The sequence below is a fragment of the Companilactobacillus sp. genome (assembly GCF_022484265.1).
GTDB lineage: Bacteria > Bacillota > Bacilli > Lactobacillales > Lactobacillaceae > Companilactobacillus.
On record NZ_JAKVLR010000001.1, the window covers coordinates 1,207,339 to 1,230,016 of the forward strand.

A 22,678-nucleotide genomic window follows, 5' to 3' on the forward strand; every position below is an offset into this window, starting at 1 on the left:
TGTGAAAAAATATAGTCAGATCACTCTGCTTTTTCACACTTTAATGCGACATATTTGTAGCAAATAGCAATTTTGTCACAGCTTTTATTTAACAACCATCACCGAGATCGGTGCATGTTTAACCATGTAACTAGCTTGGCTGCCGAAATATTGTTCGACTCCATGCTGCGATTTTGAACCGATGACTAGCAAGTCAGGTTTTACGTCCGGGATAATATCTCGCACAATGATTTGCCCAGCTTCATCATCACCTTCAGTCGTATACGTATGGACAGTCTTAACGCCTTGTTTTTCTGCAGTCTGTTGATCCTGCTGCAATTCACGTAACAATTTAGACCGCTGTCCATTTAAAAATTTTTTACTGAGGATCTGATAACTATTAAGATCCTTATCTTCTAAAATTGAAACAATATCTAATTCGCTTTTATCACGTTTGCAGCGCTGAATCGCATAATTGAAAGCTAATTTTGAGTCTTGCGAATCATCGACTGCAACTAAAACTTTGTTATAACTGGTCATTAAGATTCACTCTCAGAAATTTTTGCAGAATTTTGGGATTTAATTTCCTTAACCCGTTTGTTGCCCTGATACATCTCGACAATTGTCCAAACCAACAGAGCTAACACGATCACGATCAAACCATAGGCGATATGATCAGCCAAGGCAATTTGTGCTTTGGTTGGATTGCTGCCAAAGAATCCTTCGATCTGTGCGGGCAATCCCAACATATTTAAATAAGTCAGGCCTACGACTGAGATCCATCCAAACATTTTGATCAAAAAGCCGTTTTTGAACTGTTGACCCATTTCAGCTTTACTATCGGTCATGAGTAATAATGGCAACATTGAGAATGGTAATGCAAAGGCCAAGAAGACTTGAGAATTATTCATTAAATCGTTTAAGGCAACGTGCTCATCGATGGCACTCTTACCACTAGTCAATGAAACGCAGATCAAAACTGGAATCACTGAAATCAACCGTGTGACAAGGCGACGAAGCCATAATGGCATTCTCATATGAACAAAACCTTCCATTATAACTTGTCCAGTTAATGTACCTGTGATTGTCGAATTTTGACCGGAAGCTAGTAATGCTACAGCGAATAAGGTTGATAAAATACCAGTCTTGGCGACGCTTTGTAAAACTCCGTTACTCATTGTCTTGGTATCTGACAAGGCTTGGAACAATCCGAAGAATGATGGATCCTTGACGGCACCACTCTTGAAGACTGCCACACCCATGATCAGTAACAATGCGTTTACGAAAAATGCGAATGTTAGTTGGATATTTGAATCCCAAGCGGTAAATTTAACTGACATTGCAACTTGTTTTTTATCATTATGATCAATTTTTCTAGTTTGAGAAATTGCTGAATGTAGATACAAATTGTGTGGCATTACCGTGGCACCGATGATACCTAAGGCACCAGTCAATGGAGTCATCCCACCAACGGTTGGACTTGATGCAAAGGTCTCCTTTGTTGGTACGATTCCTTTGATGACGCCGCCCCAGTTAGGATTAGATAATGCAACTTGATAACCGAATACCAAGATAATAACCAAGATCAAACAGACAACGATTGCTTCGATTTTTCTGAAACCGATCTTAGTTAAAAGCAATAATAGCAAAACATCAAATACAGTTATAAAAACATCGATTATCAATGGAATGTGGAACAATAGGAACAATGCGATTGCGGCACCGATAACTTCGGCAATATCAGTTGCCATAATTGCAAATTCAGTCATGATCCATAAAACAATTCCCAAAGCTTTACTCGTTCTAGCACGAATAGCTTGAGCTAAATCCATCTGTGTTACAATTCCTAGTTTAGCGGCCATATATTGCAACAACATGGCAACTAAACTAGAAATAAGTATCACTGACATCAATAAATACTCAAAATTTTGACCACCAGTAATTGATGTACTCCAATTACCAGGATCCATATACCCCACAGCAACTAGTGCTCCAGGTCCCGAATATACAAATAGCGTCTTCCAAAATCCCTTTCCTTTGGGAACATCGACACTACTGTTGATCTCTTCAAGCGAAGGGCCATTAGCATATTCGATCAACTTACGTTTCTTCGGCTCGGTTTCTTCATTCATACTCTTACCTCCGTTTCCTAAGTCCAGGGCAATACTACCACCTTAAAAAACGGCTGAAAGTTGAATTTAAAAATTTTATATTTCAATAAATGACAAATTATATATGAAAGGGTTTTACAAAAATAAACCTAGGCAAAATAAAAAGGAAGACCATTTCGGTCCTCCTAATCTAAATATATATTCAATTGTTTACGCTTTTCCTGTGCGTCGCATGTTCTTTCGACGGTGGTATAAACCGATTCCCTGACTCCAGAAAATGAAGTTAAAGAAGACAAACAATGCACCGATAATTAGGTCAGTAATACCCCAAACCATTCGTGCACTAACTAACCACCAAGTGACAAATGCGATGGAAAGTATTGGTATAATAGCTCCCAACCAGGCATGTCTGGTATTAGCAAAAATATATTTTTCTAATAGTAGTGCAAATACTGATCCAATCAAAAACAATACAATTTGCATAATTTAACCCCACACTTATTCGAATTCAACAAAGGATATCGTACCACAAAGAAGCAAACATATGTACGATAAACGTAATTTTTTATGGATTATTTTCGAACAATCAATATTGAAGTAATTAATTTTCAATTAATTGCATTATCAATTATTAAGGTTCCATTTTGCTATATTTTGAACTAAATCAACTGGAATATCTGAGACTGATTTTTTAAAATGCAGCGTCGTTTTACCATGCAAATATGGCGTGATCTCAGTCTTGAATTGCTCGATCGGCTTGTTGGTTGGATAAAATCCGATATGATTTTTGTTGATACCGAAAAAGCAAACTTGCTTAGGTTGAAAATATCCCAACAGTCCATACGAAATCCTGATTTCAGCATCGGGCAAAGCCTCAGTAATAATTTCATTCATTTTGGTCGCTAATAGTTTATCATTGTCGTTAGTGAGTGTTGCTAAATAATCATCTAATGCAGCCATCTTTATACCACCTTATGAAAAATGTATTTAAGTTGAGGGAAATCTTTTGTCAAAAATTATTAATATCCGTGAACTATTTGAAATCTTGAACCATGAACTAGGCCTACAAAAGTGGTGGCCAGCCGACAGCACTGAGGAAATGCTAACGGGAATGGTATTGATCCAAAACACTAATTGGAAAAATGCTGACCGTTCACTCGACAACTTACGAGGCAAAACTAATTTTGAATTGAATAAAATGCTAGCTCTGTCGCAAGATGAGTTAAAAGAATTGATCCAGCCAAGTGGTTTCTTTAATAATAAATCAATTTATCTTCGGTCGCTACTCACCGCTTATCGCGATGACTTCGACGATTGGGAAAAGCTATCGACCCACGACCTTCGCAAAAAATTGACCGGTCTAAAAGGAATCGGCAACGAAACCGCCGATGTATTGCTACTATACTATTTCCATCGTTCAACTTTTGTTGCCGACAATTATGCGATGCGACTCTTCGGCAATATGCAGGCATTTACGAAAAAACCAACTTATATGAAATTAAAAAATGCGGTTGAATTTGATTTCGACTTTACTCCAGAAGAAGCCGGAGAATTCCACGCTTGTATCGATGAGTTTGGAAAGCTCAAGAGCGACTTCTTTGACGATTACATTTTAAAATTACCAACTACTATTAAATAAGGAACTTTGAGTTTATTCTCAAAGTTCCTTATTTTTATTCATACGTAGCAGTAAACATCTGTTTTTCAAATTGTTTGTTCTTAATTTCATCAACCAGTGCTAGCGCCAAGTCAGCATAACTGATTTCTGAGATTCCTTTTTTATCAACGATCACGTAGTCGGTTCCTGTCCGATAATGACCAGTTGCAGGTCCGTCAAAATTATAGTGGAATGGCGGTGCCAAATAAGTCCAATTGACGTCCTTACTATCTTGCAAAACTTGGTATGCTTCTTCTAGCAATTCTGACTGTTTCTTCATCGCAGGTAAAAAGTCGAGTACTTTTTTATTGCGGGAATCGTCGGTATAGAGGTTGGCACCTGTTCCGACCTCGATCAAACGTGTGTCAGTTCCAGCAAAGATGTCGACAAAATGTTTATTAACTGGAATATGCTGTTGCTCCTGCCCCACGCGGACTCCAAAGCAACTTACGACAACATCAAATGGTTCGATATCCTCTTTAGTCAAATCTAAGATATCCCTTTTTATCACTGGAATATCTTCTTGAAGTTTTTCAGGCGAACGAACGATGGCAGTTACGTCATAGCCCTGTTTTAAAGCTTGCTCAACTACTAAATGTCCAGTTTTACCAGTTGCTCCAATTACAGCAATTTTCATATTGCATTGCACTTCCTTCAAAAATCGTTGACTCTATTTTACCAAATATGAACACGTTCGGATGGAGCTAACCACATTGAATCTCCAGATTTAATATCGTAAGTCGTAAAGAAATCATCAAGATTCTGCAAAGCGACTGTTGCTCTCAATGGTTGTGGCGCATGAACGTCAACGGCTAATAAGTATTTTTCATAAGTAGGTGTAGCTTTATAGCGCCAACTCTTAGCCCATGTAGCAAAAAATTCTTTAGCATTGAAATTATGCTCAGCCTTGGCAGCTTGTAAAGCAGCATTCAAACCACCGTTATCAGCCATATTTTCACCAACTGTTGAATCCCCATCAACGGTTCCACCGGCATATGGAATGCCATTCCACTCGTTGGCCATTTCTTTAGTAAGTTTTTGGAACTTTGCATAATCAGCCTTGGTCCACCAATTATCGAGATTACCATCTTTATCAAATTGAGCACCAGAATTATCAAAGGCATGAGAAATTTCATGGCCAATTGTGGCACCAATACCACCATAATTTTCACTATCTGTTTGTTCAGTTGAATAAAATGGTGCCTGTAAAATAGCAGCTGGAATCGTGACATCATTAAATTGTGGGTCGTATTGAGCATTGACTAGATAACTAGGCATGCTCCAAACGCTCCGATCAACTTTTTTATCAAAATCACGAACTTGGGCATCAAAGGTAGCTTGATTCAAGTCTTTGACTGTCCGATACAAGCTTTCATCATCTAAAATTTTAACGTGTTGATAATCGTCTTGAATGCTTTCTGGATAAGCTACTTTCAAAGTGATCTTAGCTAATTTATCCAAAGCATTTTGTTTAGTAGCATCGCTTAGCCAGGTATTGTTTTGAATCCGATCATGATAGACTGACAAGATATTTTGAATCAATCTAGTTGCATCTTTTTTGGCATCAGCACCAAAATAAGTTTTTCCATAATACTCGCTCAAAATTTGTTCAAAGTTATCATTGGTTAATTGATAAGCACGCTTTTGATTGTTGGGTAAAGCTGAAACGCCTTTGTATTTTTCGATATAAGGAGCAATTGCTGAAGTCGTTTCCTTCCCTAGTAGTTGTGCGTTATCAGTCAATAATGTCACGATCATCCATGACTTAACCTCTTCGAAATTATTCTTGCTGAGCAAATTGTTGAAATTAGCCATAAATTTCTTATCGCCAATATCGACTACATCAGTATTGCTTGGATAAACGGCTTCTGCAAAATCTCCCACCTTCAAAGTCTTGAAGGATTTAACAAATTTTTGGAAATCCATTGGATGATAAAAGGCATCTGGATCATCGATTGCATTTGTCGGATCAGAAGTATAGTCAGCAATCTTACGGTCAAAAGCTAAAGTCTGTTCTACCATCTTAGAGGCAGTCGTATCATCGTAGCCCATCAAGTTCAGGATTTTTGAAGCTGCTTCTGAATATCTTGAAAGCATGATCGTGCCATCATCGTCGTTATCATAATAAGAACGGTCAGGCAAAATAGTATCAGGAGCGGTAAACATCAAAATATTTTTAGTGGCATCCTTTAAACCAACTTCTGGTTCAAGGTCAAATGGAAGCGGAATGCTTGATTCTGAAAAATTGGCCAATTGTTGATTAAAGTCGTCATAGTCTTTCATTTCTGAAATTTGATTGACGTCAGCTTTAATATCTTGATAGCCACTCTGGTCTTGTTTATAGGTTTCTAAAGCTTTTTGATAAAAATCAACTGCTTGTTGAAGCTGTTCTGAACCTGTTTGCTTGCTGCCGTTTGAAAAACTATTCAAGTCGTTCAACATTTTGGTCGTGACATTATTTTGCATTTCTTCAGACACGCCAATTGAAGACTTATCAGCTGGAATTTCAGCAGATGCCTGCCATTTTCCGTTTACAAAATAGTAGAAATTTTGTTGCGCGGTAGCAGTTGTTGGATCAACGTCCCAGTCCCCACCAGGATATTGTTGAGATGCTTGTTGACTGCTTGTGTTTGTTTGATCTGCAGTTGTATCAGTGTCAGTTGTCTGAGTTGTTGTTGCCTGATCAGGATTGTCTGACGTCTGATTTTGTTGAACTGCCGTTGTTTGATCAGTGGCAGTGACAGTATCGGCATTTGCTGTTTGAGTCGTAGTTAAACCCAACAAAATACCTAATGCAGCTGTACAGATCAATATGCTTCCCCTATGTTTCAATCTAAACCCCTCCTACAAATTAATTTATATACCTACATTTTCATTCAAGTTGACTTAAATTACAATTAATTTTATTAAAGCGATTTAAATTTTGCATAATTAAAAAGCATTTCTGGAGTGTTAACTCTAGAAATGCTGAATACTATTAATTATTATCATTCGAAAATGCGACATACAAGGTAGTTACATCCTTATCACTGACAAACTCGTCAGTTGCCACCCTGTAAAAAATTTGCCCGTCAGATAATCTGACATTTGCAAAATCTGTGTACCAAAGAGTGTTGTTTGCCAACGACAAATTGGGAATAACATTACCTTGATCATCATACAAAGCTGCTCCATTATCATTAAATATAGCAACATTGTAATCAGTCTTAATTGACGAAAAGCCCGTGTCTGGTTGATTGGTAACTCCCGTAGCTGCCTCAGCCGATTGGATCGTGCTAAAACTAATCATCCCCAGTAGCACAAATACTAAACTTATAATAATTTTTCTCATGATTCTCCCCTTTTGATTATTATAAATTTAATTATACGCCACAGAATTTCCACTTCAATCAAGCAAAATAAAAAAGCCTTTCGGCTTTTTCATTATTATCCGAATACTCTTGCGAATCCGGCGATGTTACCTTTGTATCCTGTATAAATTGATGATGTTCCAACATATCCAGGCCATGAATCGATCATGGTATTGGCATCTAGTAAAATACCAACGTGCCAAATAATTCCTGTTGAAGGATCTGTGAAGAATACTAAATCTCCACGTTGTCTTTGTGATGCAGCAATATGTGGTAAGTGTGCTGTATCATTCCACATGTAACGACTGTTCCACTCATTTCCTGGTTGAGCGTGTTGAATTGCTGAAACTGGAAGTGGTGAGATACCTGAAGCGTACATTGCTTGTGTAACTAATCCTGAACAGTCAACACCATAAGCAGGTGAACTAGCTGCTCCTGATACCCAAGGTTGACCAACATACTTGAAGGCTTGGTTGATCATTGCTTCGATATGATCAGAACGTGTACTGTTGATGCCTGTTTGAAGCGGTGCAACGTATGAATCGATTCCATACCAATCTGCTTCAGAAAAGCCCATTGCTTCCCAAGTTGCCAAGTCGGTTTGACCAGTTACAGGAAGTCCTGCATTAGCTTGAAAACGTCTAACCGCATTGATTGTGGCACCGTCATACTCTGTATGACCATTACCTAAACCGAAATATTGTCTAACTTTGTAAGTCTTGATTCCTTCAACGCCGTTGTATAACCAGTATCCAGGTTGTCCATCAGGTTGAATTTGTGTATTAGAGATTGGGAAATAGCCAGCAGGATTTGAATAAACTGGAGTGGTTGTGGCATCAAATGAATTGATCCAGAGGTTATTACCAACTTCCCAATAAGAAATTCCATTTACTGTATCTGTACGACCATATTGCCAGGTTGAATTTGGATCTAAGTTAGCCAAACCGCTGTCTTTAAATCCTGAATCAGAACGGTTTGAAGTCTTTGCTCCCCAATCCTTTACTCTAACCACGCCGTTTTCAGCTTTACCATAGTTTAATGAAACATTGCTACCATTAACATAAGCATTGTTACTTACACGATAATAAGTATTACCAGCTTGTGTTGAAAGCTTTTGGTCAGTGATCCAGTCTGTCTTTGGTTGAAGACTGATAGTTAATTGATTGCCATCGCCATCGTATAAGCTAGCCAATGAATCGCCAGTTGTTACAACACCATTTACGACAGGTGTACTAATTGGTTGATCAGTTGCACCAACGCCACCAGCCTGTGTGTTAGCTTGAGTGGCTTGGTCTGCTTGTGCAGATACTTGAGCAGCCTTTGTTTGTGGTTGAACTGTTGCAGTAGTAGCTTGTGCTGTTTGATCAGCATCATTACTTGCAGTAGCTTGAACTTGAGCAGTTTGAACAGCTGAGTCAGTAGTGTCAGCCTTGGCATTGTTTTGCATCATGGCAACTGAAAGTCCAGCAAGAACTAGGTTGCTAAAAATAATTACTTTATGTTTAGTTTTCATATTTTCCCCTATTTAAAAGATAGTTTAATAACTAATTGCACGTCTATTTTGTGTGTTCCAATTTTGAATAAATGCATTGATATCCATTTGCGTAGAAACGTCAGTCCAACAATCGTTGTAGTAAACGTACTGCGAATCATAGCCAGTAACGGTCAAGGCATGATATGGAAAACCATGCAAAGTATTCCAAGTAACGACCGGGTGACCAATATCAATTTGATATTTAATCGCGTCAAAATTTTGACCAGTCAAATCTTTGGCAGTACCAGCATATTTTTCAACCAGACTCATCAAAGCATTTGGAAAAATAGTAATACCTGTTGAATCCCAAGGTTGTCCGATATAGCCATAATTTGGATCGCTGTTTCTTGGCATTTCTTTGGCTAATTGCATCTTGTCGACATTTGCTCCAGCATATTGAAGCATCATGGTTACCGCTGTGATCTCACAACCATTTGGCAATTCAGGTCTTTGAGCAATCAAAGGAACGCCACTGACCCACGCTGCTGGCAACATGTCAGGTGCATCAGATACAACTAAATAATCTTGTGGAACCCACAAGTTATTGCCGACTTCATACCAATACTTCCCATTTATATTGGCACGTTTGTCGATTTTCCAAGCTGAATCTGTTGGTAAATTAGTTCCAGTGTAACTGGCAGAATCGCCATAGCCAGTGAATGCATGAACATCTGCACCCTTTTTATAGGTAATAGTTGCTGTAGAAGAATAGTCGCTAACGTTACTAGTAAAAGTTCCAGCTTTAGAATTGATATATTCCAAAGTCGATACTCGATAATAAGTTTCTCCTGATTCAGCAGTAACTAATTTATCAGTGAACCAAGCTGACCCTGCGGCAACACTACGATTACTAGGATTTGTCCCAGTTTGATCAGTTAAAGGAGTAGTTTCACTTCCCACAGTAAACACTCCGTTAACATCTACAACACTCGGTTGTGATTGATCATTAGTTGTAGTTGCTTGGGTACTGCTTGTTGTTTGTTTAGCATCATTGCTATTACTATTTTGAACAACAGTCGAACTTGGCTGGTTCTTTGGATCCTGAATATCAGTGTTTTGTGTTGCTGAAACAGCTGGTACATCAGTCTGTGAACTAGTTTGAGAGCTCGACTCATCTGAACTATTCTCAGCAACAGTCTCAGTCGAAACTGACTGTTGATCAGAATCGTTAGTGGCTGCTTTTGAAATTGTTGGATAAGCCAAAACAGACATTGAAACTAATAAACTCGCGTAAATAGAATATTTGAATTGTTTTTTCACTATCTTCCCCCTGTCTAAAGTTCCCTATAACTATAGAACATGAACATGTTAAATATAATGATAAACACGCATCACGTCAATGTTATTTTATAAATCAGAAAAATATTATTCATTATTTTTTTAATAAATATGGAGATTTGACTAATTTAACAACCTTTATTTTTTAAAAAAATGCGTAAAAAAATAATCCATGAAATTATTCATGGATTATCGTTTAGTCACCTCTGGTATAAGAAGCGACGTATTTCTCTCGTTTTTCTTCATCAAATTCGTGTTCACTCTTAGCAATAATGATTGTTGCTAGTGAGTTACCGACAACGTTAACAGCGGTACGTCCCATATCGACTAGTCGATCAATACCAGCGATAAATGTTAATCCTTGCATTGGAACACCGATAGTTGAAACAGTTGCCAACAAGACAACAAATGATGCTCCAGGCACACCGGCCATACCCTTTGAAGTCAGCATTAGCACAACGATCAAAGTGATCTGTTGTCCAAGCGACAAATGAATATTGTAAGCTTGAGCCAAGAATAATGCGGCTAATGATTGATAAATGGCTGAACCATCAAGGTTGAAGGTATATCCCGTTGGAATAACGAAGGAAACAATACCCTTGGTAGCACCATATTTTTGCATCTTATCCATCATCTTTGGCAAAGCAGCTTCCGAACTAGCTGTTGTAAAAGCTAAAACAACTTCGTTTTCAATGATTCTGAATAGTTCATAAAATCTGACGTGGAAAATTCGACCTACCACAGCCATAACTACAAATACGAAAAATGCCATCGTGGCGTAGGCAATCACGATGAATAGTCCCAGTGGTTTCAAAGCTTCAAAGCCCATTTCACCGACTGTTACACCAATCAAGGCACAGACACCAATTGGAGCAACTCTCATGACCCAGTTAGTAACTTTAAACATAACGTTTGCTGTTGCATCGAGGAACTGAGTAATAATCTTACCTTGTTCGCCAATTGCAGCCGTTCCTAAACCGAAGAAGACTGAGAAGAAGATAACCGGCAACATTTCGCCTTTACCCATCGCGTCAAAAATATTAGTTGGAATAATACTCATCAACACCGACCAAATTCCTTCGTGTTGAGCCGTTTTTGCAGATGACGTATATTGCGAAATATCTGAACTCTGCAGATCGTGAATATTAATATAAGAACCGGGATGCGTGACATTAGCAACGATAATACCAATAATGATTGCCAGTGTTGTCATAACTTCGAAGTAGATCAAAGTCTTAGCACCAATTCTACCTAACTTTTTAATATCACCCATGTTAGCAATACCAACTGTTAAACAGGAAATAACAATTGGTAGAACAATCATTTGAATCAAACTGATGAACATCGTTCCGATGTTCTGCATAACTTGAATGGCGCCTTTATTATGGTAAAAAATTTGTCCGAGGATTATACCTAAGACTAATCCAATAATAATTTGCCAGCCAAGACTAATTCTGAAATAGCGTTTTCTTTGCAATTTGGACATCCCCTTAAAAACTCGCTTTTACAATTATATCAAAAATATAGGCCATGGTTGGTATAAATTTAATCAATTAAGACCAATTTTAATTTAATAATGTATTTTTTTATGGAGTGATTTGATTGCAGCGGTTTAGGTTCACTGCCGGTGTCGGAGGAGGATTGCTTCTTTGGCACCGTGACGTAGAGGGCACACTTCGAGCCTCCCGACTTCGTCGCCAGTCTTGAAGCTGTACCTTCCACTAAGCACTGCTTCGCATTGCCAAGTGGAATTTCTCTACTTGGGCCAAACGCAATCCTCCCCCGCTACCTAGGTTAGTTTAGTTCAAAATCCATATTTTTTTGTTGAAAGAAGGTATGTCGGCAGTTTTTTTGCTGAATGTTTAGCTGGTCTAGTTGTATTTACCGACCTTTGGGCGGTTACATGCTGACTTGCTTCGCCTTAAACTGACCAATCAAAAACATATAATTTCATCGGCATAATTGAAGAATATTTTATCGATTATTTATTTTCTAGTACAATTAAGAAAATATTTTGTTTTCAAAAATGTACAGTATAGTTTACATTTTAAATAATTTTAATTATAATGAACTCATAAAGGTTGTGTGCACATGATCGAGAATGAAAAAAAAATCTCAAACAATCTAAAACAATATCGAAAAGCAGAAAAATTATCCCAGCAAGATTTGGCCGATCAAGTGGGAGTGACGCGACAATCGATATTATTGATTGAAAAGGATAAGTTTAATCCCAGTATTTTGTTGGCATTAAAAATTGCCAATGCACTCGGAGTTGATGTAAACGACTTATTCTTCCTTGAGTAAAAGGGGAAATTATTATGTACGATTGGCTAATAAGGAAAATCCTCGGCGTTTCTGTTGTCGATGAATATAAGAAAAGTATGGTCGGAAAAATATTTACAGTGACGTTATCTGTCGCCCTTCCGATAATATTTTTTAGCACCTGGATTGCATCTAACTTTACGACCGATGGAACTACAATTGCTGCTATGGTAATGGTAGAAATTTGTGCAACTTATTTATTTATTACTTTTTTGATTATGAAATTTCGTTTAGATATTCGTGATCGAGATCCACATTATTATCGAAGGACGATTATGCTAACTGTCTTATTGATGGTAATTATGCTAATTGAAGGAATTGTACAACATTATTCATGGCAAGTAATTGCATTCGGGGTAGTGTTTATCGGCATCATATTTCCTATCTTAGAAATCCCGTTACATAATCTTCGTAATCGCAACGATAGAATATAAAAGAATGAGGATGGAAGAAAACAATATAGTTTTCTTCCATCCTCTTTGCGTATACCCATAATTTTGCTTTTAAATTTTTAATAATTCATAATTCAGCATAAGAACTGCCGACATTCCATCTTTCAATCAAAAAAAGGAGATTTTGATTTGAACGTATCTAGGCTCCGGACGGAAATCGATGCCTGGCTCAGCCGAGAAGTTGTCGTTAGCCGGCGATGACGCCAGCTTAGGGCAAATTTAGGAACGTACGTCGCCCTTGGCGCGTGCGCAACAGTTTAAAGTGTTGGCTACGCCAACGAACAACCAAGGATGCCAGACAGATGGCAATCGATTTCCGTCCAGAGCCGGCAGTGAACCTCCACATCAACAATCTCCTCTAACCCTCGCCTACCAAATTGTTACTCGTTCGGTTGGATCTAGCCACATTGCATCTCCCTTTTTAACGTTAAATGCTCGATAAAACTCAGGTTGATTTTGGGCTGTCACGTTCACTCTGATTGGGTATGGTGCATGTGCTTCAAACATCATCCCCGCTTCTCCATCTTTGGCTACGCGGATTCTCCACGATTTTGCCCAAGTATTAAAGAACTCCTGGGCATTAAATCCTGGCAATGTTTGTGCCACTTGCAGTGCCACGCTTAAGCCACCGTTATCAGCCATATTTTCATTCAAACTGGATTGACCATTAACAGTTCCCCAAACGAAGTCGATTCCATCGTATTCCTTTAACATGTCTTGACTAAGTTCAGCAAACTTAGCCTTATCAGCATCAGTCCACCAATCTTCTTTGATTCCGTTCTCGTTGTATTTGGAACCGTTGTTGTCAAAAGCGTGGGTGATCTCGTGTCCAATAACTGCACCGATGCCGCCATAATTTTGGCTGTCAGATTGTTCTGTTGAGAAAAATGGGGCTTGGAGCATTGCTGCATCGATCGTGATGCTGTTTGAAATTGGATAATAGGTAGAGTTCCAATCATAACTAGATTTGGTCCACATTGTTCTATCTAATGGAAGCCCGAAATTGTCACGGTTATAGATGTATCGTGAGTTATTTAATTCCTTATTAATATCGTAAAGACTCTCATCATCAGTAAATTTAACTTTTGAAAAATCCGATTTAGCTGGAATTGATTCTGGATATCCAGCTAAAATAACTATATTTTCAAGCTTGTTGATAGCAGCTTTTTTCGTAGTATCGCTGAGCCAAGTGTTATTCTCTAATTTCTGAACATATGCATCACGAATTTTTTCAGCCATCTCTTGGACCTTCGCACGTGCATTGGATCCGAGATGTTTCATTCCATAATACATGCTGAATTCGTCTTGGAAATAATTCTCAGCAGCATTAAACGCCTTGGTCTGTTTAGATTGAGTTATATTCGCCAACAAATGATCGTCGTTGCTAAATTTTGCCAAAGCTGCTTGACCTGTGGGGCCAAACAATTCAGCGTTTTTATAAACTTGAGAAACTGCTAGCCAATCTTTGAGACTTTGGAAATTCCCATTGCTAAAAATTTTATTGTAGGAATCTGTGTCAAATGACTCTGGTATTTGAACGTTAGTAGCATTGGGAAAAGTATCCCTCATTAACTGTTCTAATTTCAAATAACTTTGAGTTGGATAAACCTTACTGAGTGGAACGGTCGTCAAGTTGCTTGAGTCGGTCCCATTGTTTGTAGGCAGGTCAGCCAATGTACTCGTCAGGTCATTTTGGAAATTCAACGCCCGTTGAATCATCAAATTAGCTTGAGATTGACTGATTCCAAGTTGACCCAATAAAATCGTCATCCCATCAATGAAATCAGCTTTTGAAGTGCTGTTGGCAGTCGAAATATACGGCATATTTGACGCATCTAAGTTAAATGATAAGTCCGTTTTAGTGTTGTCATCGAGATCATTTTTATAAGTTAGACTAAATGGCAAGCTGGCACCCTCAGCATACATTTGAGTCAGTTTACTATTCAGTTCAGAATAATCTTTTAAATTTTCAATGTCAGTAACATCACTGCCTAGAGAACCAGTGTTGATGCTTGAGGAATTCAGCATCAACAAATATCTTTGATAATAATCGGCTGCTTGCTGAATTTGCGGAACGTTAGTTTTTTCAGAACCATTACCTAAATTATCAATATCTGTGGTGATATCTTTGGTAGCTTGCTGCGACTGAATTGTTTGATAGCTAATTACGCCGCCGTCTGAGTCGCTCACTTGAGTATTGTTTAGCCAATCACCATTGACGGAATAATAGAGATTGTCTTGGGGAGTGGCAGTTGTGGGATCAATCGACCAATCTCCGCCAGCATTACTGACAGATTGAACATCCGTGGACGTCTTCGCAGTACTCGTTGTGGACGCTACGGCAGTGGTGTCACTGGAGGTATCAGCTGCTTGAACTGATTGGGTTTCAGCATTTATTCCTATTAAAATAGTCAATACTGCCGAACAAATGAAGATGCCACTTTTTAATCTCATAATTATCCCTCCACGAAGATATTTATCAATTTAATTATACAAGTTGCTCGGCCTAAAAAGATACGATTGTCGGATTTTTCCATAAAAAAACGCCTAATTCTAGTTTGAATTAGACGCTATTTTTGAACTTAAATTCAGCTTCTACCAAATATTGACACGTTTGTCTGGATCCAGCCACATACCATCGCCTTTTTTGACGTTGTAGGTTGTGTAGAAGTCGGAAATGTTTTGGATGCCGACATTTACTCGAAGTGGACCAACTGTATGTTCATCCTTACTAGGTTGTGAATATACTTCAGGAACAACTGGTTGAGCAAATTCCGAAGCCCAATTAGAGAAGAATGCATCAGCATCAAAGTCTGGAAGTTTCTTTGCCGCTTCAAGTGCGACATTGAGGCCTCCATTATCTGCCATATTTTCACTCAACGTTTGTTGACCGTCAATTTGTTGTCCTAATAGAGGTATCCGATCATATTCTTTGACCATTTTATCAGCTAATTTGTCAAATTCCGCCTGATCTTGAGTATTCCAAATATTTCCAAAATCACCATTTGACTGATAATTAGTTCCGTTTTTATCAAAAGCATGAGATATCTCATGTCCAATTACTACACCGATTCCACCATAGTTTTGAACATCTGTATTATCCTTTGAAAAGTATGGATCCGTTATTATTCCCCCGAAAATATAGAATGAATTACTCTCCGGAATGTAATAGGCATTCATAGTAAAACTTGGTTCTGGCCATGCAGAAAAATCATTTGGTTCATTAAATTGATTTGCATCCGTTTCAGTAGAATGCTCATCCATTGCATTTTCCAAATCATACACATTGTCGAACTGTGAAAAATCGATTCCTGAGTAATCAGTATCAGCTGGGATCACTTTGGGATATCCAACATATAGCTTCATGTTGGAAAGTTTATTTAATACTTGTTGTTTACCATCTTCGGATAACCAAGTATTATTCTGAAAACGTTCTTTATAGGTATTGATGATATCGTCGGCAATACCGGTAACCTGATCGATTGTTTCATCATCAACATTTTTCTGACCATAATATCTACTCAATGTGTCCGCAAAATAACTTTCAGTGGTAGAAAATGCCATTGCCTTAATAAAGCTATCTTTGACATCTTGGGTAGCATCATTTGGCAAAGCCATTGTAGAACTGACTGAACCCAGTAAATAGCTTTCGCTATATACTTTACTTACAACCATCCAATCTTTCATTGCAGCAAAGTTAGCTTGATTGAAGATGCTGGATAATCTCGTCAATAATTTTTTATTTTTGATTTGTATTTTAGTTGCCGTTGGATATGCAGTTTGAATATATTCCTTAAGATCAAGATTTCCCGTTTGACGATAAAAGACATCTAGATCCATAAAATCAGGTTTTGAATCTTGTTCAAACTGATATTCCTGCGTGTCCGTTGAAATAGCAGCATCGTTTAAAAGCTGATTAAAGTTCAAACTATTAGTAACCATTTGATTAGCTTTTTCAGTTGAATATCCCAACTGTTCCAAAAATTTAACGTTTTGAGAAATAAAATCTGTGCGTGCTTCAGAATCTTCTTGATCTAGTCCCAGGTTTGGTAAGTGAGACATAATCGATGATTGGTCAAAGGACACTACATGATCCAAATGATTGAGTGAATTAACTAACCATGAAATTGAAATTGGCAATGAGTAACCTTTTTTTACAAGAGTCCATAATTGTTTACTTAAATCTTGGTAATTAGAAATATTTTCTAATTGCTCAATATCTGATTGAAAACTAGAATAATCTGGATTGTCATCATTCAAAAGATCAATTACTCTTTGATAATAATCAGCAGCTTGTTGCATTTGGATTGAGTCAGCTTCTTCTTTGCCAGAAGAAATATTATCCAATCCTTGCATAATCTGGGTATTGGGATCACCATTATCAATCGAATCAGTAGCTGATGAATCATCAACATTAGTAGTCTCAGTATCGTCAGGATTATCTACAGTATCCGGAAACTCATCGGTCGAATCATTCCCAGTCGAGTTTGAAAGTGATTTGACGGATGCATTTAGTGATTCGACAGCATCCTTATTGACCGACAAATAATAATTATTTTGAGGCGTTGCTTCATCTAAAGATATATTCCAATTTCCACCTGCATATTGATCGTTATGTTTAGCGTCATCAATTTTCTCATCTGAGTCATTGGTTAATGGAAAATTCGGTGTCTCAACAATTGTTTGTTGAGTGTTTTCCAATGTCGTTGTATCAGCTTTCGCTGTTTGTGTTTCAATTCCAATTCCTAATAGAATTGTTAAAACTGCTCCACAAATAAATGTCGTACTTCTAAGTTTCATAGGTCCCCTCCTATAATCTTGATTAATAGTATGAATGAAATTCTATTTGATTACAATTATATTTATGTACATTGAGAGTTTTCACTCATATACTAACTGTAGTTAAAGATAAGCTCATCCAGACTTAAATAATCACCGTATATATTACAGGGGGGGAATCCTATGGACAACGAATCACAAACACTTTTTAACTTGATCGACACTGCCTACAACAAATTAGATCAAACTCATGAACAACTGAAACAAAATCTCTTCAACTGTGCTGTGGCGATGAATCAAGATGTCGAATTTGATGAGGTTGTAACCAAAACATACCTCGTTTTACGCAAGTTATCAGCTGAGGATAGGATCAAAATTCCTGAACTCAAGGCCTTAACCGAATATGTTGCACCTATATACAATCAATTAGATGCTAAAGCTCGTCGCAAGGGTGCTTTGGGTGGCGGCATCATTATCGTTGGTGGAATTTAATACTAAAAGAATCCTGATGGATTCTTTTTTTTGCGTTATAACGCCTCTTTTTATCGGTGCAACTATAAAGTCCTATCAATAAAATTAATAATCTCATATGATTTAACTAGAGAGAGGGCGATAGAATGAAAATTAGCGAACAATTAAAGAAGCAACGTAAAATCAATGGGCTTTCCCAACAAGAACTGGCTGACCAATTGCATATCACTCGACAGTCTGTTTCAAAGTGGGAAAACGGCTCGGCTTTACCTAGCTTTTCAAATGTTATTGCAATCAGTGATCTTTTTGGAGTTTCGTTAGACGAATTAATTAAGAAGGATGATGAGCTGAAGATGAAATTTGAAAAAAACACTTCGAGTTTAAGCATATTAGCATTTTTATTCACTGCGATTCCTGTTGCAATGATTATCTACATCATTGCTAATCAAGCATTTGGCGTAAATCAAGCTAATTTCTTGGACTGGGTTTCGGTCATTACATTCATTTCATTTATTGGGATGCTCTTCACCGTAGATTGGGGAAAAATCAAAAAGACTGCCTCAAAATGGAGCATCATTTGGACGGTGCTATTTTTCCTAATGCTGATTATGTCCGGCATACCTTCATTCATTCAAGGTCTCATGCAAGGAATTGCGGATGGTAGCAAATCATTATAGTAGGATGCTGAAAAATTCGGCATCCTTTTTAATTGCTATTTTAAAATACATTGCATGATGTCTAATTTTAGAATAAACTTTTAGCATTATATTTATAGGAGGCACTCAGATGATCTATTCACCATTGAATGAATGTGACGTTCCTGCTATCCGCTAGTCAGTGGATAGCATCCGCTGGCGATTTCATAATGCAAATCACACGCGGAGGAACAATTAATGAATCACGATAAATTATTAGGTGCAATATTTTTAAGTTTGGCAGCAAGCATTTGGGGCGGCATGTTTGTCGTCGTCAAGGTGGTAGTCGCAATCATACCACCGATAGAACTAGTCTTGCTCAGATACTTGATTGCCATAGTCGCTTTATTACTCTTTTCAATCATCACTAAAACCAAGTGGCACATCCGTAAAAAGGATCTCGGACTGATATTTCTGATTGGCCTCATTGGAAATACAATTTCAATTGTTTTCCAAGAAACTGGCACCTGGCTTTCATCTGCTCAAACTGGTGCTGTTATCACTTCTTCAACACCAACATTTATGGTCATTTTTGCTTGGTGGATCTTAAAAGAAAAACTTACCAAGGAAAAAATCATTTCTGTCTTGATGGCAACGCTTGGTGTTATCATGATCGTCGGCGTTCACTTTGAGGGCAAAAACATGTTATTGGGTTCAGTCTGTTTGGTGATTGCTGCACTAACTTGGGCGTTAATGTCCGTCTTAGTGAAAAAAGTTTCTGACCACTATACATCGTTACAGATCACGATCATGTCAACTTTTGTGGCTATCATCTGTTTGACACCATTTGTGATCTCGAATTTTTCAACGATCCAACGAGTTAACTTTGCCGAACCGAAAGTATTTTTAAGTCTGCTTTACTTGGGGATCATTTCTACCGCCCTAGCCTTTGTGCTTTGGAACCGTGGATTAGCACTACTGAATGCCGCAAGTTCAGGATTATTTTTCCTATTCCAACCTCTAGTTGGAACGATTTTAGGATGGTTTTTCCTAGGAGAAAGCATCTCCTGGATGTTCGTCATCGGATCATTGCTAGTAGTGGGAAGTATTTGGTATTCAATTAGATTTTCAAATTAAATGGGGGGATTTAAGTGTCTAGTTCTAATAAGCGGCGTGGAATTTTATTTGCCATCGTTGGATCAACTCTTTGGGGAATGTCCGGAAGCGTGGCGCAATTTGTTTTTCAAAATAAATCGATCTCGCCACTTTGGCTAGTAGGCATTAGGCTTTTCTTCGCCGGACTATTGCTACTAGTGTGGTATACAGCCACTAATGGTAAAAAAGTTTTTTCCATTTTTAAATCTTGGCATGCCGTTCTAATATTGATGATCTTTTCTTTTCTGGGAATGCTGCCATCGCAACTAACTTACTTTATGGCCATTCGTTATGGTAACGCCCCGACGGCAACCGTCCTGCAGTTTCTGGGACCATTGTTCATCATCATTTATTTGGCTTTTGCCAACTGGGAACTTCCCAGACGAGTCGATATGTTTTCAATTGCGTTGGCACTGTTTGGAACATATTTGTTGGTCACTCAAGGAAACTTCAATAAATTAGCTTTGTCTCCATTAGCATTGATGTGGGGGCTTTTAGCTGGTGTCAGTCAAGCATCGTACACGCTGATACCTCGCAAATTATTGGCTGAATTTGACGCACGTTTAGTCGTCGGCTGGGCAATGTTGATCGGTAGTTTACCTTTTGCAAAAATCATTACCACAACCTCAGTCCAACACGTTTCAACTATAGATATCGTAAGTATCATTTTCATCATTGTCTTTGGAACAATGTTTGCTTACCTACTTTATTTAAGAAGCGTCCAATTCATTTCACCATCAACTACTGGAATGCTAAGTGCATTTGAGCCTTTAACGGCAACCATTTTATCTGTCACCTTGTTGAGCACGCCAATTTCCACACCTGAGGTAATTGGTGGGATTCTAATTTTATGCACAACATTCTTACAAGCTTTGCCGCAAAAATCTAAAATTGATATTTAACCTAAAAACGTTGATCAAAAGTGATCAACGTTTTTTTAGTATTAATAGACTGTAAAATCCGACAATGGCCAATACCGCAGAGCGACTTTACCGACAACGGCCTTTTGCTTGATGAAACCAATCAATCGACTATCCTTTGAGACCGTTCGATGATCTCCCATTACAAAATAATCGTTATTTGGAACGCGGTTAAGTTTTTGGATTTTCAACAAATACGGCTTGCTATAAACCTTTTGCCAATCTGGCGACTGCGCCAAAGAATTGATCGTAAACGCATAAGTATACGAATACGGCAAATTCCCATACACGCTATTCTTAGGCTCTTTCAATTTCGAACCCGCCTGCAAAAAGTCTTCCTTGTATAATTTGCCATTGATGTAAATTTTATTATTTTTAGATGTCAGCTTATCTCCTGGAAGTCCAATCACGCGTTTGATATAGAGTTCATTTTTTTCATCGGGAGCTTTTAAAATGATCACATCTCCCCGATTAATCGGGGCATTTCGAATTGCAATCACGTGATTGCCACTTTTAAAGTTGGGCTGCATCGATGGTCCGGTGATATAATTTTTCGATAATAAATATTGGAAGCTAAAATAAATTGTACAAAACACTAAAACAATTACTATGAGAGCCCAGATCAGATGTTTCCATTCGATTTTGGGCATCAATTGTTTGTCTTTGGTATTCATCCCTCTTGCCTCAATTGATCGATAAATTTAATGATGTCACCAGTTATAATACTCCAAAAAATAAAAAATCTTTCAAATTATTGAAAGATTTTTTTAATTTATTAAATTATATCAACACTATTAACATATTCATGTGTTGAGACGCGATAGAAAATTTCTCCGGTCTTAGTATTTTCCTTCATGCCGTTAGTATACCAAGCACTGTCAGCACCTAATGCCCGGCGTTCAATGATCTGGCCATTCTCATCGTACAATGGAATGCCGATCAAGTCTTTGGTATGGATAACTGTATCCAACGGCGTTGTCTTCCAAGTTGGCGTTTCCGAATTCATCGCTTGAACAACGTCAGTAGATTTAACGTATTGATGTTCGCCATTGATTGGGTACAAATAAGTTCCATCGTCCAACTTGATAATATCTTTAGTCGATACTTCATAGTTAGTATCGCCAATTGGTGCCAGCATCTTCAAGTCCATCCCGCTTGGGCTATAGACTGGCGCATTTCCCTTGATCATAAAGGCAATGTAATTGTCGCCAGTTGTTTCTGTGGTATCAGCGTTGTCAGCTTGTACCATCGTGGTATTAATTGTTGCGGCAGTACTGAACAATAATAATCCTGCAAAAAGTCCACCTAAGATTTTTTTCATAATCTTCACCTCAACTTCAGTGTACGGGAAGCGCTTGCAGGTTTCAACCGCTTATTGACCAATGATGCCATAGAAAAACAAGTGAACTAATTCTTTCTCATGTTTCTTCATCTGAGTGGCACGTTCAACTGAAACTCCACCTGGTTGCATAACGTATTTGACATACATGTCTAAATAGATCATTGCACCATAATCAGACAGTTCATCGCTAACAACATGCTCGGTTCGACCTTGGGCGAGTAATTTTCTCCAAAAGCCATATTTCAAACGGTCATATTCTTCCATGACATGGGTGTCGCCATTGCGTCCTTGGAATTCATCGATCATAAATCGGAAAAAGTCATCGTTCATTTGATCTGATACGCCAACGCTTTTTTCCATCATTACTTTCATCTTATCGATAAACGGTTTTGTGGGATCATCTAATTGCTTTTCATAATGGGCATATCCATCGACGACTAACGACAGCACGACTTCACGGGCTAAGTCAGCTTTGCTAGGAAAATATTTGTAAAGCGTCACCTGCGACGAATTAGCCTTTTTAGCGATTTGCTGTACGGAGGTTTTCGTGTAACCATTGGTCACAAACATTTCTGTAGCTGCATTCATAATTGCTTGGCGTTTTAATTTTTTCCGTCTTTCATTGCCGTCCATTATCCTCACCTCAAAAATTATTCTCAAAATATTTCACTTAAAAATGTGTCGTAATAACGT

At 38.0% G+C, this 22,678-nt stretch carries 22 protein-coding genes; 7 read left to right on the forward strand and 15 right to left on the reverse strand.

Translation table 11 applies throughout. The features are described from left to right. Positions 1 to 84 precede the first annotated feature (84 nt). The 4 genes from LKF16_RS05950 to LKF16_RS05965 all read right to left on the reverse strand — a co-directional run bounded on the left by LKF16_RS05950 (position 85) and on the right by LKF16_RS05965 (position 3,050). Positions 85 to 519 carry a universal stress protein gene (locus LKF16_RS05950; RefSeq protein ID WP_291469594.1) on the reverse strand — a complete coding sequence of 145 codons (435 nt, stop codon included), beginning with the start codon at positions 517 to 519 and terminating at the stop codon, positions 85 to 87. After that, complete coding sequence (locus LKF16_RS05955) at positions 519 to 2,111, reverse strand: Nramp family divalent metal transporter (protein WP_291469596.1); 1,593 nt, start codon at positions 2,109 to 2,111, stop codon at positions 519 to 521. Before LKF16_RS05955 ends, LKF16_RS05950 begins: the two co-directional genes overlap by 1 nt. 189 nt (positions 2,112 to 2,300) lie before the next feature. Continuing rightward, positions 2,301 to 2,573, reverse strand: coding sequence for a hypothetical protein (locus tag LKF16_RS05960; RefSeq protein WP_291469598.1), 273 nt, complete (start codon positions 2,571 to 2,573; stop codon positions 2,301 to 2,303). A gap of 141 nt (positions 2,574 to 2,714) precedes the next feature. Then, entirely contained in the window at positions 2,715 to 3,050 is a 336-nt protein-coding gene (locus LKF16_RS05965) for an iron chaperone (RefSeq protein ID WP_291469599.1), read from the reverse strand. 46 nt (positions 3,051 to 3,096) lie between these two features. Here LKF16_RS05965 and LKF16_RS05970 point away from each other — a divergent pair, with 46 nt between their 5' ends. Then, on the forward strand, positions 3,097 to 3,729 hold the full coding sequence (locus LKF16_RS05970; protein ID WP_291469601.1) for an endonuclease III domain-containing protein: 633 nt from the start codon (positions 3,097 to 3,099) through the stop codon (positions 3,727 to 3,729). A gap of 34 nt (positions 3,730 to 3,763) precedes the next feature. Here the strand turns inward: LKF16_RS05970 and LKF16_RS05975 are convergent, their stop codons facing one another. The 6 genes from LKF16_RS05975 to LKF16_RS06000 form a co-directional block, all read right to left on the reverse strand. Further along, positions 3,764 to 4,384, reverse strand: a complete 621-nt coding sequence (locus tag LKF16_RS05975; protein ID WP_291469602.1) for an NAD(P)-dependent oxidoreductase — start codon at positions 4,382 to 4,384, stop codon at positions 3,764 to 3,766. Positions 4,385 to 4,422: 38 nt separating this feature from the next. Next, positions 4,423 to 6,579, reverse strand: coding sequence for a M13-type metalloendopeptidase (locus LKF16_RS05980; protein WP_291469603.1), 2,157 nt, complete (start codon positions 6,577 to 6,579; stop codon positions 4,423 to 4,425). A 145-nt stretch (positions 6,580 to 6,724) separates the two neighbouring features. Further along, positions 6,725 to 7,078 carry a hypothetical protein gene (locus LKF16_RS05985; RefSeq protein ID WP_291469605.1) on the reverse strand — a complete coding sequence of 118 codons (354 nt, stop codon included), beginning with the start codon at positions 7,076 to 7,078 and terminating at the stop codon, positions 6,725 to 6,727. Between the two features lie 95 nt (positions 7,079 to 7,173). After that, on the reverse strand, positions 7,174 to 8,610 hold the full coding sequence (locus LKF16_RS05990; protein ID WP_291469607.1) for an NlpC/P60 family protein: 1,437 nt from the start codon (positions 8,608 to 8,610) through the stop codon (positions 7,174 to 7,176). Between the two features lie 24 nt (positions 8,611 to 8,634). Then, positions 8,635 to 9,891 carry a C39 family peptidase gene (locus LKF16_RS05995; RefSeq protein ID WP_291469609.1) on the reverse strand — a complete coding sequence of 419 codons (1,257 nt, stop codon included), beginning with the start codon at positions 9,889 to 9,891 and terminating at the stop codon, positions 8,635 to 8,637. A 214-nt stretch (positions 9,892 to 10,105) separates the two neighbouring features. Continuing rightward, on the reverse strand, positions 10,106 to 11,395 hold the full coding sequence (locus LKF16_RS06000; protein WP_434735159.1) for a dicarboxylate/amino acid:cation symporter: 1,290 nt from the start codon (positions 11,393 to 11,395) through the stop codon (positions 10,106 to 10,108). A gap of 605 nt (positions 11,396 to 12,000) precedes the next feature. Between LKF16_RS06000 and LKF16_RS06005 the strand changes: the two genes are divergently transcribed. Continuing rightward, the gene (locus tag LKF16_RS06005; RefSeq protein ID WP_291469612.1) at positions 12,001 to 12,213 is read left to right on the forward strand and encodes a helix-turn-helix transcriptional regulator; all 213 of its coding nucleotides are present in this window, start codon (positions 12,001 to 12,003) and stop codon (positions 12,211 to 12,213) included. Positions 12,214 to 12,227: 14 nt separating this feature from the next. After that, the gene (locus tag LKF16_RS06010) at positions 12,228 to 12,665 is read left to right on the forward strand and encodes a hypothetical protein (protein WP_291469614.1); all 438 of its coding nucleotides are present in this window, start codon (positions 12,228 to 12,230) and stop codon (positions 12,663 to 12,665) included. Positions 12,666 to 13,052: 387 nt separating this feature from the next. Here LKF16_RS06010 and LKF16_RS06015 read toward each other — a convergent pair whose 3' ends face one another. Then, the gene (locus LKF16_RS06015; protein ID WP_291469616.1) at positions 13,053 to 15,137 is read right to left on the reverse strand and encodes a M13 family metallopeptidase; all 2,085 of its coding nucleotides are present in this window, start codon (positions 15,135 to 15,137) and stop codon (positions 13,053 to 13,055) included. 141 nt (positions 15,138 to 15,278) lie between these two features. Further along, positions 15,279 to 17,483 (reverse strand): M13 family metallopeptidase, encoded by a 2,205-nt coding sequence (locus LKF16_RS06020; RefSeq protein WP_291469618.1) that lies wholly within the window; start codon positions 17,481 to 17,483, stop codon positions 15,279 to 15,281. A 162-nt stretch (positions 17,484 to 17,645) separates the two neighbouring features. On the opposite strand from LKF16_RS06020, the gene LKF16_RS06025 reads away from it, so the two are divergent. The 4 genes from LKF16_RS06025 (at position 17,646) to LKF16_RS06040 (ending at position 20,625) form a co-directional block, all read left to right on the forward strand. Then, the gene (locus tag LKF16_RS06025; protein WP_291469620.1) at positions 17,646 to 17,954 is read left to right on the forward strand and encodes a hypothetical protein; all 309 of its coding nucleotides are present in this window, start codon (positions 17,646 to 17,648) and stop codon (positions 17,952 to 17,954) included. A 125-nt stretch (positions 17,955 to 18,079) separates the two neighbouring features. Then, positions 18,080 to 18,610 carry a helix-turn-helix domain-containing protein gene (locus tag LKF16_RS06030; protein WP_291469622.1) on the forward strand — a complete coding sequence of 177 codons (531 nt, stop codon included), beginning with the start codon at positions 18,080 to 18,082 and terminating at the stop codon, positions 18,608 to 18,610. 216 nt (positions 18,611 to 18,826) lie between these two features. Further along, positions 18,827 to 19,705 carry a DMT family transporter gene (locus LKF16_RS06035; RefSeq protein WP_291469624.1) on the forward strand — a complete coding sequence of 293 codons (879 nt, stop codon included), beginning with the start codon at positions 18,827 to 18,829 and terminating at the stop codon, positions 19,703 to 19,705. 14 nt (positions 19,706 to 19,719) lie between these two features. Further along, positions 19,720 to 20,625, forward strand: coding sequence for a DMT family transporter (locus LKF16_RS06040; protein WP_291469626.1), 906 nt, complete (start codon positions 19,720 to 19,722; stop codon positions 20,623 to 20,625). 41 nt (positions 20,626 to 20,666) lie between these two features. On the opposite strand, the gene lepB is transcribed toward LKF16_RS06040, so the two are convergent. From lepB to LKF16_RS06055, 3 genes are all read right to left on the reverse strand, one after another. Next, the gene (lepB, locus tag LKF16_RS06045; RefSeq protein WP_291469628.1) at positions 20,667 to 21,317 is read right to left on the reverse strand and encodes a signal peptidase I; all 651 of its coding nucleotides are present in this window, start codon (positions 21,315 to 21,317) and stop codon (positions 20,667 to 20,669) included. Between the two features lie 101 nt (positions 21,318 to 21,418). Further along, positions 21,419 to 21,964, reverse strand: coding sequence for an SLAP domain-containing protein (locus tag LKF16_RS06050; protein ID WP_291469630.1), 546 nt, complete (start codon positions 21,962 to 21,964; stop codon positions 21,419 to 21,421). 51 nt (positions 21,965 to 22,015) lie between these two features. Further along, positions 22,016 to 22,618, reverse strand: coding sequence for a TetR/AcrR family transcriptional regulator (locus LKF16_RS06055; protein ID WP_291469633.1), 603 nt, complete (start codon positions 22,616 to 22,618; stop codon positions 22,016 to 22,018). Positions 22,619 to 22,678 lie beyond the last annotated feature (60 nt).